At 43.7% G+C, this 14,830-nt stretch carries 15 protein-coding genes; 11 read left to right on the forward strand and 4 right to left on the reverse strand.

The annotated features are described in order from the left end of the window. The 5 genes from QY309_13795 (at position 1) to QY309_13815 (ending at position 4,938) form a co-directional block, all read left to right on the forward strand. Positions 1 to 939 (forward strand): DUF368 domain-containing protein, encoded by a 939-nt coding sequence (locus tag QY309_13795; protein WKZ58934.1) that lies wholly within the window; start codon positions 1 to 3, stop codon positions 937 to 939. Positions 940 to 941: 2 nt separating this feature from the next. Continuing rightward, positions 942 to 1,685, forward strand: a complete 744-nt coding sequence (locus QY309_13800; protein ID WKZ58935.1) for a shikimate dehydrogenase — start codon at positions 942 to 944, stop codon at positions 1,683 to 1,685. Positions 1,686 to 1,778: 93 nt separating this feature from the next. Further along, entirely contained in the window at positions 1,779 to 3,803 is a 2,025-nt protein-coding gene (uvrB, locus tag QY309_13805) for an excinuclease ABC subunit UvrB (GenBank protein WKZ58936.1), read from the forward strand. 33 nt (positions 3,804 to 3,836) lie between these two features. After that, positions 3,837 to 4,259 carry a hypothetical protein gene (locus QY309_13810; protein ID WKZ58937.1) on the forward strand — a complete coding sequence of 141 codons (423 nt, stop codon included), beginning with the start codon at positions 3,837 to 3,839 and terminating at the stop codon, positions 4,257 to 4,259. A 58-nt stretch (positions 4,260 to 4,317) separates the two neighbouring features. Next, positions 4,318 to 4,938 carry a hypothetical protein gene (locus QY309_13815; GenBank protein WKZ58938.1) on the forward strand — a complete coding sequence of 207 codons (621 nt, stop codon included), beginning with the start codon at positions 4,318 to 4,320 and terminating at the stop codon, positions 4,936 to 4,938. Positions 4,939 to 5,024: 86 nt separating this feature from the next. On the opposite strand, the gene QY309_13820 is transcribed toward QY309_13815, so the two are convergent. The 3 genes from QY309_13820 to QY309_13830 all read right to left on the reverse strand — a co-directional run bounded on the left by QY309_13820 (position 5,025) and on the right by QY309_13830 (position 6,814). Continuing rightward, positions 5,025 to 5,633 carry a superoxide dismutase gene (locus tag QY309_13820; GenBank protein WKZ58939.1) on the reverse strand — a complete coding sequence of 203 codons (609 nt, stop codon included), beginning with the start codon at positions 5,631 to 5,633 and terminating at the stop codon, positions 5,025 to 5,027. 162 nt (positions 5,634 to 5,795) lie between these two features. Further along, entirely contained in the window at positions 5,796 to 6,239 is a 444-nt protein-coding gene (locus QY309_13825; protein WKZ58940.1) for a nucleoside deaminase, read from the reverse strand. A 5-nt stretch (positions 6,240 to 6,244) separates the two neighbouring features. Then, positions 6,245 to 6,814: a hypothetical protein gene (locus QY309_13830; GenBank protein WKZ58941.1), complete on the reverse strand. Its 570-nt coding sequence runs from the start codon at positions 6,812 to 6,814 to the stop codon at positions 6,245 to 6,247. 87 nt (positions 6,815 to 6,901) lie between these two features. On the opposite strand from QY309_13830, the gene aspS reads away from it, so the two are divergent. The 6 genes from aspS (at position 6,902) to QY309_13860 (ending at position 11,951) form a co-directional block, all read left to right on the forward strand. Next, positions 6,902 to 8,695, forward strand: a complete 1,794-nt coding sequence (gene aspS / locus QY309_13835) for an aspartate--tRNA ligase (protein ID WKZ58942.1) — start codon at positions 6,902 to 6,904, stop codon at positions 8,693 to 8,695. A 114-nt stretch (positions 8,696 to 8,809) separates the two neighbouring features. Then, positions 8,810 to 8,992: a UPF0175 family protein gene (locus QY309_13840; GenBank protein WKZ61706.1), complete on the forward strand. Its 183-nt coding sequence runs from the start codon at positions 8,810 to 8,812 to the stop codon at positions 8,990 to 8,992. Continuing rightward, the gene (locus tag QY309_13845) at positions 8,970 to 9,428 is read left to right on the forward strand and encodes a DUF3368 domain-containing protein (protein ID WKZ58943.1); all 459 of its coding nucleotides are present in this window, start codon (positions 8,970 to 8,972) and stop codon (positions 9,426 to 9,428) included. The genes QY309_13840 and QY309_13845 overlap by 23 nt, the downstream gene beginning before the upstream one ends. 15 nt (positions 9,429 to 9,443) lie before the next feature. Continuing rightward, positions 9,444 to 10,232, forward strand: coding sequence for an agmatinase (gene speB, locus QY309_13850; GenBank protein WKZ58944.1), 789 nt, complete (start codon positions 9,444 to 9,446; stop codon positions 10,230 to 10,232). Further along, positions 10,232 to 10,966 carry a class I SAM-dependent methyltransferase gene (locus QY309_13855; GenBank protein WKZ58945.1) on the forward strand — a complete coding sequence of 245 codons (735 nt, stop codon included), beginning with the start codon at positions 10,232 to 10,234 and terminating at the stop codon, positions 10,964 to 10,966. The genes speB and QY309_13855 overlap by 1 nt, the downstream gene beginning before the upstream one ends. A gap of 13 nt (positions 10,967 to 10,979) precedes the next feature. Next, positions 10,980 to 11,951, forward strand: a complete 972-nt coding sequence (locus QY309_13860; protein WKZ58946.1) for an NAD(P)-dependent alcohol dehydrogenase — start codon at positions 10,980 to 10,982, stop codon at positions 11,949 to 11,951. A 37-nt stretch (positions 11,952 to 11,988) separates the two neighbouring features. On the opposite strand, the gene QY309_13865 is transcribed toward QY309_13860, so the two are convergent. Beyond that, complete coding sequence (locus QY309_13865; GenBank protein ID WKZ58947.1) at positions 11,989 to 14,784, reverse strand: CHAT domain-containing protein; 2,796 nt, start codon at positions 14,782 to 14,784, stop codon at positions 11,989 to 11,991. Positions 14,785 to 14,830: the final 46 nt, after the last annotated feature.

Here is a 14,830-nt window from a genome sequence, read left to right on the forward strand (position 1 = left end):
GTGAGGCGCGCTAAAGATTATATTCTCCTTTACCTGAAGGGAATCGCCATGGGCGGTGCGGATGTTATACCTGGAGTTTCGGGTGGTACCGTTGCATTCATTACCGGTATCTACGAAGAACTGCTGCACTCCATTCGTTCGGTGGATTTGGATGCATTGAAGTTGCTTCGCTCATTTCAGTTTGCTGATTTCTGGAAAAAAATAAACGGATCATTCCTCCTCGTTTTATTTGCCGGAATCCTGACAAGTTTGTTATCCTTAGCCAAACTCATGACCTGGTTACTGGCTAACCATCCGATTCAGGTATGGTCATTCTTCTTCGGGCTCATTCTTATTTCATCGCCACTAATTTTACGTGAAATCAAGAAGTGGCATGCAGGCATTATTTTTTCTTTCATCGCAGGCATCGTAATCGCTTATCTGATTACCATACTTTCACCGGCACAAACACCTGATGACCTTTGGTTCATTTTCATCGCAGGTGCCATTGCCATCTGTGCTATGATTTTACCCGGTATTTCAGGCGCATTTATTCTGTTGCTACTAAGCAAATACGAATACATGATACAGGCCATTACCCAGGTGAACATTCCTGTAATTGTGGTATTCGCATTGGGATGCCTCACCGGCATTATGAGTTTTTCACGCTTATTAAGCTGGATTTTAAAAAACTACCGCCATATCGCCTTGGCTATGCTAGGAGGCTTTATGCTGGGCTCATTGAATAAAGTCTGGCCGTGGAAAGAGGTCATTTCCTTCCGTTTAGACAGCTCAGGGAAACAGGTTCCTGCAATTGATAAAAGTGTGTTACCTTGGGACTTCTTTGAAAAAACCGGAAATGACCCTCAGATAATCCAGGCCATTGTAATGATGGCACTCGGTGTATTTATTGTTGTTTTGATTGAAAAGATTGCAGAAAGACTAAAAACTAACAACTGATCATGGAAAAAATCTTTGGGCTTATCGGTGCAACCGTTAGCCATTCATTCTCCAAATCATATTTTGATGAGAAATTTTTTCGCGAAGGATTACGCGATCACCACTATGAATTGTTTCCGCTGGAAAAAATTCAGGATGTTGAAAACTTGTTGAAGAACACGAAAGGCCTCAGTGGTTTAAATGTTACACTGCCTTACAAAGAACAGGTAATGAAATACCTAGATGAGGTGGACCCAGCCGCTAAAGAAATTGGCGCAGTTAACGTGGTAAAAATTGAAGAAGGGAAAGTTAAAGGCTACAACACCGACTCGGCTGCTTTTTTGGAAACCATTGAAAAGTGGCTTCCGAAAGAGCAGAAGTTTAGTGCAATCATATTAGGCACAGGTGGTTCATCTAAAGCGGTGCGTCAGGCGCTAACCAAACTAAACATCCCGTTTAAAACCGTATCGCGGGATAAGGGCAAAGGTGGCCTGACTTACGATGACCTTAAGAATAATGCTGCGATCGTAAAAGAATCACTGTTGGTGATCAACACAACTCCGCTGGGCATGTATCCCCAAACCGACCTGGTTCCACCCATCCCATACGAGTGCCTGACCAAAAATCACTACGTATACGATTTGATTTATAACCCTGCCCGCACCATGTTTTTACAGAAAGCTGAGATGCGTGGCGCGATGATCAAAAACGGACTTGAAATGCTTCACATTCAGGCCGAAAAATCCTGGCAGATCTGGAACAACTAGTTCACAGGTTAGCGTTTAAGGTTCAAGGTTTAAAGTTTAGCAAATTCAGTTCAACTTCCTTGAACTTTAAACGTTAAACCTTGAACTTCCAGCATGGATTTCAAACTCGTTAGCGAATACGTACCCACAGGCGATCAGCCACAAGCCATTAAACAACTTACAGAAGGTGTTGAACGGGGTGAACCGCATCAAACGCTGTTAGGGGTTACCGGTTCGGGCAAAACGTTTACCATGGCTAACGTGGTTTCACGCGTTCAGCGCCCCACGCTGGTACTCAGCCACAACAAAACGCTTGCCGCTCAACTTTACGGTGAATTCAAAAATTTCTTTCCGGAAAATGCGGTTGAGTACTTTATCTCATACTATGATTACTACCAGCCCGAAGCCTATATTCCTTCTTCCAATCTTTACATTGAAAAAGATCTTTCCATCAACGAAGAAATTGAAAAACTCCGGTTGAGTGCCACCAGTTCATTACTTACCGGACGCAGGGATGTATTGGTTGTGGCCTCTGTGTCGTGCATTTATGGTATCGGTAATCCGGATGAGTTTGGGAAGAATGTGATCAAGCTAAAGGTGAATGAAACCATTGCACGGAATAAGCTTCTTTTTGCGTTGGTTGACATTTTATATAACCGCACTGAAGCAGATTTTAAACGCGGTACGTTTCGCGTTAAAGGCGATACGGTGGATATTTTTCTGGCGTATGCCGATTATGCCATCCGCATTTACTTCTGGGGCGATGAAATTGAATCCATTCAACGCATTGATCCTGTAACAGGAAAGAAAATATCCGATGAAAAAATCGTGACAATTTTTCCGGCCAACCTGTTTGTTACGGGAAAAGAATCGCTACAACAGGCCATCCGTGAAATACAGGATGACATGATGGTTCAGGTGGAGATGTTTGAATCGGAGAAACGCCACCTCGAAGCCAAACGGTTAAAAGAGCGAACCGAGTTTGACCTGGAAATGATGCGCGAACTCGGGTATTGTTCAGGTATTGAGAATTACTCCCGCTACTTCGATCGCAGAAAGCCCGGAGCACGTCCTTTCTGTCTCTTGGATTATTTCCCGGATGATTACCTGATGATTATTGATGAGAGTCACGTTACCGTTCCACAAATCCGGGCCATGTGGGGTGGTGATCGTTCACGAAAAGTTAACCTGGTAGATTTTGGGTTTCGATTGCCTTCAGCACTGGATAATCGTCCATTAACATTCAACGAGTTTGAATCTGTGGTCAATCAAGTGATCTACGTGAGTGCCACTCCTGCTGAATATGAACTGAGAAAATCAGAAGGTGTGGTGGTAGAACAACTCATCCGGCCTACCGGCTTGCTCGATCCGGAAATTGACATCAGGCCAAGTCGAAACCAAATTGACGACTTGTTTGAAGAAATTGATGAGCGTGTAAAGAAACAGGAGCGCGTATTGGTAACTACGTTGACCAAGCGCATGGCGGAAGAGCTTACCAAATTCATGGAGCGTGCTGCTATTAAGTGTCGCTACATTCATTCGGAAGTGGATACATTGGAGCGCGTGGAAATTTTACGTGAACTTCGCCTAGGTGTATTTGATGTACTGGTGGGTGTAAATCTATTACGTGAGGGTCTTGATTTGCCTGAAGTTTCATTGGTTGCCATTCTGGATGCGGACAAGGAAGGTTTCCTTCGTAACCAGCGATCATTGGTTCAAACTATTGGTCGCGCGGCACGTAACGTAAATGGCCGGGTAATCATGTATGCCGATACCGTAACTGAATCTATGCAGTTGGCCATTGATGAAACGAACCGAAGAAGAAAGATTCAGGCCGACTATAACAAGGAACATGGCATTACGCCCAAAACGATTATCCGATCCAAAGAATCGATTTTAAGTCAGACCAAAGTTGCCGACTCCAAAAAATCAACGCGCAACTATTATATCGAAAATGAGGAAGCCAGTCTGGCGGCCGATCCGGTTGTGGCCTACCTCGGCAAGGAGGAACTGATTAAAATGGCCGATCGTACAAAGAAGGCCATGGAGAAGGCTGCCAAAGAATTGGAGTTCATCGAAGCTGCGCGATTACGTGACGAATACCTCGCCCTGCAGAAGCTGATTGAGGAGAAAAAGTAATCGGGATCATTATATTTGAAAAAATTTTACCCCATGACGAAACGTGTTCTTTTCATTTTACTGATTGTCCTCTCAGGAACAGCCTATGCCCAAAGCTCACAGGATTTTATGATCGGTGGCGGACTTGATTTTCTAAAAACCGACAACCAGGAGTTATTTCAAAAAGCACAAATCGGGTTTGAGGCAAATTATTTTGTTATCCGAAAATTCACGGTGACAGCCGGTGTGGATTTATGGACAGAGCGCGAGTCGAGTTTTGTATTCGGCACTCGTTGGTACCTGGCTGATAAATTTTTTGCCCGTTTCCGCGGATTGATCGGTCAGAATGATTTTTCCATTGGTGCAGGCGGAGCGATTCCTTTTCAAAAGAATTGGCGATTTGAATTGATTGGTGACTTTTACTTTGAAGGAGAGTTTGCTGTGCGGACTGGGGTGGCGTATGTGATTAGCAGATAATAAAACAATAAGTGGTATGTAATTTGTTATATTTCTATGGAAATTCTAATCCCCCGATATGATGATCCGAATTTTTTTCTCAGTTCTTTCAATTGCATTACTTACTTCCTGTGCGGTTTCGAATCATAGTTCAGTTTTAAAACAAACGCAAGTAGCTCCATTGAATAGAATACTTATTCTGCTCTCTGATGACGACTTGAAATTAACCACTTTCGATTCTGCTTTTTATACAAATCATATTCAGGATCACTTTAATACGTTGGAGGGCATCCGATATAGAAATCACTTAGAAAAGACTTTTCAGCGCAATCTGCAGTCGAAAGGAACTGTAATCATAAAATCAGCTGATGTTTTTCCTGTTAATGACCCTATACCCTACTCAACTTTTCGAAAGACTATTGACAGTTTGCAAGTACATGCCGTCCTGGTAATAAATTTGCGTGAATATTGGACAACATTATTCTACGATCAAAATAATCAGGTTTCTGCAGAACCAAATGCATCCTTCAATACGTATCTGGTCAGGTTATCGGATGATCAAATAGTTTGGATGGGTAACACCATAGTAAATGGTATATATGCAGGATACGACACCATTAACAACACCCTTGCCAGAAAAATTGCAGTTTCACTACGCAAACACAAGCTGATTTATCCCGCAGATCCTACAACCAGATAATCTAAAGTCCAAACAAACAGAAATGTTTCAATAAAAAACCCCAACTAATCAGTCGGGGTTTATTTAATAGAATACTAAAAACGTACTTACTTCGCAGCAGCAAATCGCTTCGCCACTTCTCCCCAATTCACCACATTCCACCACGCGGTGATGTAATCCGGTCTGCGGTTTTGGTAATTCAGGTAATAGGCATGCTCCCACACATCGCAACCTAAAATGGGTGTGCCCTTAACTTCGGCTACATCCATCAACGGGTTATCCTGATTCGGTGTGGAGGTGATTTGCAACTTGCCTGAGCCATCCACAATCAGCCACGCCCAGCCGGAACCGAAACGGCCTGCACCGGCAGCTGCAAACTTGGTTTTAAATTCATCAAAATTTCCAAAGGCACTGTTGATGGCATCAGCCAACGCACCGGTTGGCGCACCTCCCGCATTCGGACCCATAATGGTCCAGAACAAGCTGTGGTTATAATGACCGCCACCGTTGTTGCGAACAGCTACCGGGTACTTGGAAATATTTTTACAGATTTCTTCAATGCTCAGGTTTTCTTCGGGCTTACCCGCAACCGCATTGTTCAGGTTGGTTACATAAGCATTGTGATGCTTGCCATGGTGGATTTCCATGGTACGTGCATCGATATGAGGTTCAAGTGCATTAAAAGCGTACGGTAAATTGGGCAATGTAAACGGCATATGTAAAATGGTTTAATTGTGAAACATGAAAGATGTCAAATATACAACCCTAACAACGGGGATAAAATTCGGTTCAATAGAATTTTAATAGCCACCAGCTACTAGCTTTTAGCCACAAGCTTGAGGCTAAAAGCTCGCGGCTAGAGGCTTATTCTACTCATTCTACTCCCTAATTCCTTTGAAAAATGTGTCAATTAACCCCTTCGCCTCAACAGCAAAAACTCCGTTAACCACTTCTGTTCTAGGATGCAGTACCTGCTGTTTGATAAGGCTATACCCGCGTTGAATATCAGAAGCTCCGTATACCAATTTTCCCAACTGAACCCAGGCCAATGCACCGCCACACATGACGCAAGGTTCCAGAGTCACATACAATGTGCATTCATTCAGGTATTTTGATCCGAGGTAGTTGGCTGCTGCAGTGGCTGCGAGCATTTCAGCATGTGCCGTGGCATCGGTAAGTTTTTCCGTTTGATTGTGAGCCCTCGCAATAATCCGGTTCTTTACAACCACAACTGCGCCCACCGGAACCTCACCGATATCCAGTGCTTTTTGCGCTTCTTTTAGTGCTTCGCGCATGAAGTATTCATCGGTGTACAACTCCATCCGCCTTATTTCATTTTGATACTCGTCATCATTTTTTGGGCTGTCTCCTGCCAGTCGGTACGGATTCTGCGCGGACAGTTAAACGAGAACACCAACGTTCGCCCAGGTTCTACCAGGTATTGGATATAAGTATAGTTCAGAATTGGATCGCGCTGTGATAACTCCATGGAGTTTCCCTTAATGCGAGACTCAAATTCAAAGTAAATCAATCGTTTGCCGTGCACTTCATGAATGCCTTCTGAAACAAATTCGATGTTATCAAACAAATTGGCCAATCCCGCCTTGAAGAACTTTTGTGCCATCTCGATATTGGCATCGGGCCATTGCGTAGCCGAAACATTTACGCTGAAGTCAACCATCCGATCGGGATTGGTATACGCGGCTATTGGCTTGCGAACAGACGGATAGCGCTGGCCAAAATCCAGGTCATCCATAGGCCGGAAATCCTTGGGCAACAGCACCGAAATTTCGGGCGTTACTTTGGTGCGTACCAACTTAACGGCCGAATCAAAACCACCCCATATAAAAGCAAGAAAAACAAGCAATCCGGTTCGCATACTATATTTTTTATTCATTCATGCCCTGAGTAAAAGTATTGTTAACTTCGCCCCCCTGAGAAACGTCTCAAAAGCAATTATCGTACAAAATTAAGGAAATCGAGTATGTTACGAACGCACACCTGCGGTGAACTCCGAATAAATCATGTTAATCAGTCGGTAACGTTAACGGGTTGGGTACAACGGGTACGCAACAAGGGAAGTCTTTTATGGATTGACCTGCGCGACCGCTACGGCATTACCCAACTGATTTTTGATGAGAGTTCAACAGAAGCCTCGCTTATGGAAAAGGCAAGATCGGTGGGTCGTGAGTTTGTAATTCAGGCTACGGGCACCGTCATCGAACGCCTTTCCAAAAACGATAAGATGCCGACCGGGGATATTGAAATAAAAGTGACCGGGCTCACCATACTCAACGCAGCCAAAACACCTCCTTTCACGATTGAAGATGAAACCGATGGCGGTGATGAACTGCGCATGAAATACCGGTACCTGGATTTGCGCAGAACACCCGTTCGGGAAAGCCTCTTGCTGCGGCATAAAATGGCTCAACAAACCCGCATTTATCTGGATGGGTTGAATTTCGTTGAGGTAGAAACACCGGTGCTGATCAAATCAACACCTGAAGGTGCCCGCGACTTTGTGGTTCCTTCGCGCGTTCATCATGGTGAGTTTTATGCATTACCACAATCGCCACAAACGTTTAAGCAGTTGTTGATGGTCTCCGGTTTCGATCGGTATTATCAGATTGTAAAATGCTTCCGCGATGAAGACTTACGTGCCGATCGTCAGCCTGAGTTTACGCAAATCGACTGCGAGATGGCGTTTATCACACAGGAAGATATTCTGTCAACGTTTGAAGGGTTGATTCGTCATTTGTTTAAGGCCGTAAAAGGAGTTGACCTTCCCTCCGTACCCCGCATGACGTATGACGATGCGATGAAATATTACGGATCTGACAAACCCGATACACGGTTTGAGATGAAGTTCACAGAACTTAAAAGCACCCCCCTTAGTCCCCCCTCGAGGGGGGAAATGGGGGGTGTCGACCTTACCACCGGCAAAAACTTTGTCGTATTCGACAGCGCTGAACTTGTGGTGGGTATTTGTGCAAAAGGTTGCGCAGAATATACCCGCAAACAACTCGATGAACTTACCGAGTTTGTGAAACGCCCGCAGGTTGGCGCCAAAGGTTTGGTGTATGTTCAATACAAAGCGGATGGAACATTTAAATCTTCTGTTGATAAATTTTATACAGCTGATGATTTAAAGAAATGGGCTGAAGCATTCCACGCACAACCAGGCGATTTAATGCTGATTATGGCTGGCGAAACCAACAGCACACGCAAACAACTGAATGAGTTGCGCTTATTGATGGGTGAAAAACTCGGGCTTCGTGATAAGAATAAATTTTCAGCGCTTTGGGTACTCGACTTTCCCTTGCTGGAATGGAACGAAGAAACCAATCGCTATCATGCCATGCACCATCCGTTCACTTCACCAAAACCGGAAGACATTCCGTTGCTGGAAACCGATCCCGGGAAGGTGCGTGCCAACGCGTATGACATGGTATTAAACGGAAGTGAGATTGGTGGTGGCTCCATTCGTATTCACGATCGCGCCACACAGCAAATGATGTTCAACCATCTGGGCTTCACCCCAGAAGAAGCGAAAAAACAATTCGGCTTTTTGATGGAGGCTTTTGAATATGGCGCGCCTCCGCATGGCGGTATTGCCTTTGGTTTCGATAGGCTATGCGCGTTGTTCGGTGGGTCTGAATCAATACGCGACTATATCGCCTTCCCGAAAAACAACGCAGGTCGCGACATGATGATTGATACACCTTCCACCATTTCGGAAGAACAATTGAAAGAACTGGGCATTCAGGTAAGGAACTAGGATTGCAACAAGCCTGTTAGAAGAGAAAGTGAGAATAAAAGCGTACATTCAAGTATGAAAACGATAACGATAAACATACCAACCACTGTGGATCTTGACGACAGGGAGGTTCTTATGGTAATCGCTACAAGATTATACGAAAAGGGCAAATTGTCGTTGGGTCAGGCGGCTGAATTGGTTGGGCTGTCAAAAAGCGCTTTTATGGAAATTCTAGCGAGCTATGGTGTTTCCGTTTTTAACTATCCTTCTTCTGATCTTGACCAAGATGTAGAGAATGCAAAACGTTATAATCTCTGACACCAGCTGTTTGATTCTCCTCGATAAAATCGGGGAATTAAACCTTTTAAATAAGCTCTTCGGTCAAATTATAATCACACCAGAAATTTCCCTTGAGTTCAAGAAAGAACTTCCAAACTGGTTTGAGGTAAAAGAGCTGCTAAACAAAACCTATCAAAAAATTCTTGAAGCTTCATTGGATAAGGGTGAAGCAAGTGCAATTGCATTAGCAATTGAACAATTGGATTGCTTGTTGATAATTGACGATCAAAAGGGCAGAAAATATGCTGAGCAGTTCGGGATTAAAATAACCGGAACGCTTGGCGTAATCATTGATGCTAAACTAAGTGGACACATCCCATCAATTAAGCCCTTGTTAGACAAAATTAAAAAAACTGATTTTCGACTAACTGAAGAACTGGAAGCAAGAGCACTCTTGAAATCAAACGAAACATAGCCCCAAAAAGAAAACATGGCTACCCTCTTAGGTATTCCACTTGATGAAAATTCATCTTTCCTGGAAGGCACCCGGTTTGCACCGCAGGCTATTCGCGATGCCTTTCATTCAACCTCAACAAACTATTGTACTGAATCCGGAATTGATCTCCAGTCCGATAAGCGTTGGAAAGATGCAGGTGACCTGATGCTGGGGCCCATGCCGCAAGCCATTTCAGAAATTGAACTTGCGGTAAAAAATCAAATTGAAGCAGGAAATAAAATTCTATGCCTGGGTGGCGATCACTCCATCACCTTCCCCATCGTTAAGGCAGTGGCTGCAACCCACAAGAATTTGAACATTCTCCACATTGATGCCCATGCAGATTTGTATGACGACTTCGAAGGAAATCCACACTCACACGCCAGTCCGTTTGCGCGCATCATGGAACACGGATTGGCTAAGCGATTGGTACAGGTGGGCATTCGCACGCTCAACCCACATCAGCGTGACCAAGCCAAACGATTCGGGGTAGAACTAATTGAAATGAAAGACTGGAGTGACAACCAGGCTTTTTCCTTTGATGGTCCACTTTACATTTCATTGGATATGGATGCATTGGATCCTGCATTTGCGCCTGGGGTTTCGCATCATGAACCGGGTGGATTTTCTACCCGCCAGGTGTTGAGCATTATCCAAAATCTGAAATCGAACATAGTCGGTGCCGATATTGTAGAACTAAATCCTTCGCGGGACATCCATAACATGACGGCCATGACCGCAGCTAAATTTTTAAAGGAACTTTTGGCTAAAATGATTAGCTGATGGCCAAGGATTACTTCTCCGGGCATTCAAAACTGTACGCCACCTTCCGGCCAACCTACCCGGAAGCGTTATATGAATTTATTTTCAAGCATGTAAGGCAATTTGATAAAGCGTGGGATTGTGCCACAGGCAATGGACAAGTGGCACACGTGTTGGCCAAGCACTTCAAACAGGTGTATGCAACTGATATCAGCAGTGAGCAAATTAAACATGCGCATCAGGAAAAGAATATTGTTTACAAAGTAGAGCCTGCAGAGCAAACTTCTTTTGCCAATAATCAATTTGATCTGATTACAGTTGCCCAGGCCATGCATTGGCTTCAACCTGAAGATTTTTTTCGTGAAGTAACGCGTGTTGTCAAACCTGGGGCTATTCTGGCAGTTTGGGGGTACGCGAATTGTTTTGTCAATTCAGAAATCGATAAACACTTTGTGCATTTCTATCAACACATTGTAGGGCCGTATTGGGATAAAGCACGTGTGTTAATTGAGCAACATTATCAACCCATATCATTTCCGTTTGAAGAAATACCGTCACCTCCATTTCAGATTCAGGTTAACTGGAATCTCGAGCAGTTTGCCGGATACATCACTACCTGGTCGGCTACGCAAAAATATATTTGCACAACTGCTAACGATCCGGTTCCTGAATTTATGGAGCGCATAAAACCATATTGGAAAAATGAAATGCCTGTAACATTTCCAATATTTCTCAGACTAATGCGGGTAAAGTAACCAGACCCTCTTCATGAAAGCTTCAACCCGAACAACGTACGGTCCACCTGATGTTATTACTGTAAAAGATATTGAAAAGCCAACGCCAAAAGCAAACGAAATTCTAGTTCGTGTTCACGCTACAACTGTTAACCGTACCGACTGCGGAGCACTTTGGGGAAAGCCGTTTGTATACCGATTCTTCATTGGATTATTCAAACCCAGAAACTCCATTACCGGTACTGACTTTGCCGGAATAATTGAAGCTGTGGGTGAACAAGTACGTGAATTTAAAATTGGCGATCGGGTTTTTGGATTTGATGACAATACCCTGCCCTCGCATGCTGAATACATGGCTATTGACTGCAAGAAACCGATAGCTAAAATCCCAGATGGTTTTACCTACGAACAGGCTGCAGCCAGCGCGGAGGCTGCGCATTATGCGTATAACTTTTTGAACAAGGTAAAGCTTAAGTCGGGAGATAAGGTACTGGTCAATGGCGGAACCGGTGGCATCGGCTCGGCAGCCATTCAGTTTTTAAAGAGTATGGATATTTTTGTAACGGCTGTGTGCCACTCGCAATACGATGATCGCGTTCGCGCATTAGGTCCAGACCGCATTATTCATTACGACAAAGAAGATTTTACTCAGGATTACGAAAAATATGATTTCGTTTTTGATGCTGTAGGTAAGAGTTCATTCAAACCCTGCACAAAAATTTTAAAAGACAACGGCATTTATATTTCATCCGAGCTAGGCCCTGGTGCTGAAAATTTATACTTACCCTTACTGACTTCCATTAAAGGCGGCAAAAAAGTAATCTTTCCCCTTCCCGTTGATATTTTGAAAAGTCTGGCTTACGTGGCTGACCTGGCCGAGAAAGGAAAATTCAAACCGCTTATTGATCGTACTTACACGTTAGATGAAATCAAAGAAGCTTTCGAATATGTGAATTCAGGGCAGAAGATTGGAAATGTGATTATTAAAATTTCCAAGGATTCTTGAAATCTCACGCAAAGTCAAATCTTCAATCCAAAATCACTCACATTCCCATCATCACGAACGCACCCCAGTAATACGGGTCTTTGTATTTGGTCATGAGTTGGAGTTGGGCCTGCTTGAAAGCTTTTTGTTTGTTGCCTAGTTTGAGCCAGTTGGAGTAAAAGCTGGTCATGAGTTGTTGTGTGGCGGCATCATCCACTTTCCATAAACTCATAATCATCGCATCAGCACCAGCCACGAGGAATGCCCGTTGCAAACCGTAAACTCCTTCACCCGATTTTACATCTCCCAGTCCTGTTTCGCAGGCGCTGAGCACCACCAGGTTGGTTCCTTCCAGGTTCAGGTTCATGGCCTCATAGGCCGTAAGTACACCGTTATCGTTGCTGGAAATATCGGTGCCTCCTCCACTAAGGGCATGACCTGCTCCGGCTAAAATCAAACCCGAACGCAATAACGGATTGTTTGAAGCATTCTCTGCATTCACACCAAATACGGAACCACCAGCTCCCTCCACATCCTGAAGGAAATAACCGTGCGTGGCGATATGTACCAGCGTTGGGCCCTTTAATTTTTTTACATTAGATTCGGTTGCGTTTTTCTCCATCACCTGGTTTACCTGATAGCCAGAAGCTTTCAAAAGCTTGGCTACCGCATCCACTTCTGTTTTGGTACCGGGCAGTGATGATATATCAGCTGTAGCATAATCCGGGAAGCCGAGCAGAAATGCATTCTTCTTTGGCGCCACTGTTTTCTTTGCCTTTAACGTCATCAGGTCTTTTGAATTACCGATGATCACCAGGTCATAGCGATTCAATACATAATCGCCTTCCGGTTTTTTTAGGGTATTCAGGTTAAGCTGATTGTACACCCCATCCGGTGAGAGGTAAACAACCTTCCTCGTAGACACTTCCGGCTCAATCTTGCTCCAGTATTGTTCATACGAATAGGTATCAGCCATTTTTTCATGAATGGCGTTACGATAAAACCTGGCGTAACGCGTTTCAAGTTGGTTGCCATTTTCCAACACCACCAGGCGCGGCATCTCCAATCCTTTCTTCAATACAAGCGCCACATACCGCGACTCATTGGTAAAATCCTGATCGAATTTGCGCACGCGAACGATATCCACAACGGCTTCGGTATCGGTAAGCAAAGAAAGAATTTGCTTATAACTGATTTTTGATGTGGAGTATCCGGCAGAGAAATCGGAAGAACGTTCGGAGAGTGATCGTTCCATGGCATTGGCCTTTCGCTCCAGATCAGCCAAATCAATTTTTTGTTCTTTTAATTCTTCTTTGGAGTACGCATAAAGTCTTGCCAACTGTTCTTTCTGATCGAGCCATTGTAAATAATCTTTCTTCAGATTTTCATCTGTGCCTTTCAGAATAGCCTCTTTCACCTTGTTGGTAGCATTCAGCAAAATAGCCTTGGTAGCGATGTGGTAATCATAAAAATCCTGCACCACCGGACTTTGTTCAATATGCGCTTCAATGGCAAAATTGAAAAAGCGTTGAAAGCGAGGCGCGGTAATATCCCAGTATTTGGTTTTTTCGGCCTCACTCATGGGAGGAAAATACTGGTTGATGAAGTCGATGGTTTTGTCCATCACATCGCGGTACATCATGTAGGCCTTATCCAACCGACCAGTTTTCCAAAACAGAATGGCCATGTCTTCCTGGGAACGCGCATAATCGGGGTGGTTAACGCCCAATGTACTTTCCCGAATGCTCAGTGCTTTATTCAACAACGTTTCAGCCTCGGCATTCCTGCCTTGCATGCGATAGAAGTTGCCCAGATCAGCTGTTACTTTGGCGAAGGATGGATGTTGTTCGGTGAATTTTTTCTTATAGACATCTGATGAAGTTTTTAATAAAGCTTCAACCTTATCCATTTTACCCATTTGAATGTAGAGGATACCCAATTGATTCAGTACGTTAGCATACTCCGGACTATTCTTTTGAAGCTTATTTTCGTATATGGTTTTTATGGAAAGGTAAATTTTTTCTGCGTTATCGAATTTGCCAGCTGCCTGGTTAACGCTCGCCTGATTAGATAAAAATTGTCGGCTCTCGAATGATTTTTTACCTTTTATAAAATTTGTTTCCTTTAACGCCTTCTGCGCAACAATAACTGATCTATCCATTTCAGCTATAGCCTCATCAAAACGACCCATCGTTTGATAGAGCATAGCTTTGTTATTTAAGAGAATCGCATACTGAAGACTTTCATTTGTAAATCGACTCTCACATTTGCGTAAGGCAAGATCAAATATTTTTTCAGCCTCATTGTATTGTCCTTGTTGTTGCAATAGCTTGGCCTTACTATTTAGGTTTGAAACATAAGCTGCACTATTTATTCCACGTGTATTTTCAGAAGAAGTAAGTGACCACTCAATAAACTCGTCTGCCAGTTGAAATTTGGATTGGGCCAGATAAACCAATGCCATAGTAGAGACGCATCTCAAGTAGATAACCTCATTCGTGAGGTTATTTTGCTCCATAAAACTTTTCGCGTTGTTGAATTCAACTTCTGCCAGGAGAAACCAACGTGCTCTATAGTATGCAATAGCGCGCTCCATAATATCACGTGCTTGCTCAACTTTTGTCTTGGTGGCTTCCTCTTTATATGTGTAAAAACCACGTGTCCACATCTCACCCTTTTGCTCCACATCAATAAAACCAGAGTTTTCGTTTACCGAAATGGTGAACTGAAAATCAACGGAATCCAATTTGGCTTTTGCTTCCGCACCAGCATCCCCCATGGCTTTAGTCAGCCAGTCCTGGCCGGCAAGTGAAAACGAAATACCAAACAGCAGAATAAATGATAGAATACGCATGGTGAGAGCCTTTAAGCGTTAGTTTTGTAACCTCTAAATTACTTCG

The sequence above is a fragment of the Cyclobacteriaceae bacterium genome (assembly GCA_030584025.1).
In the GTDB taxonomy this organism is placed as follows: Bacteria; Bacteroidota; Bacteroidia; order Cytophagales; family Cyclobacteriaceae; genus UBA2336.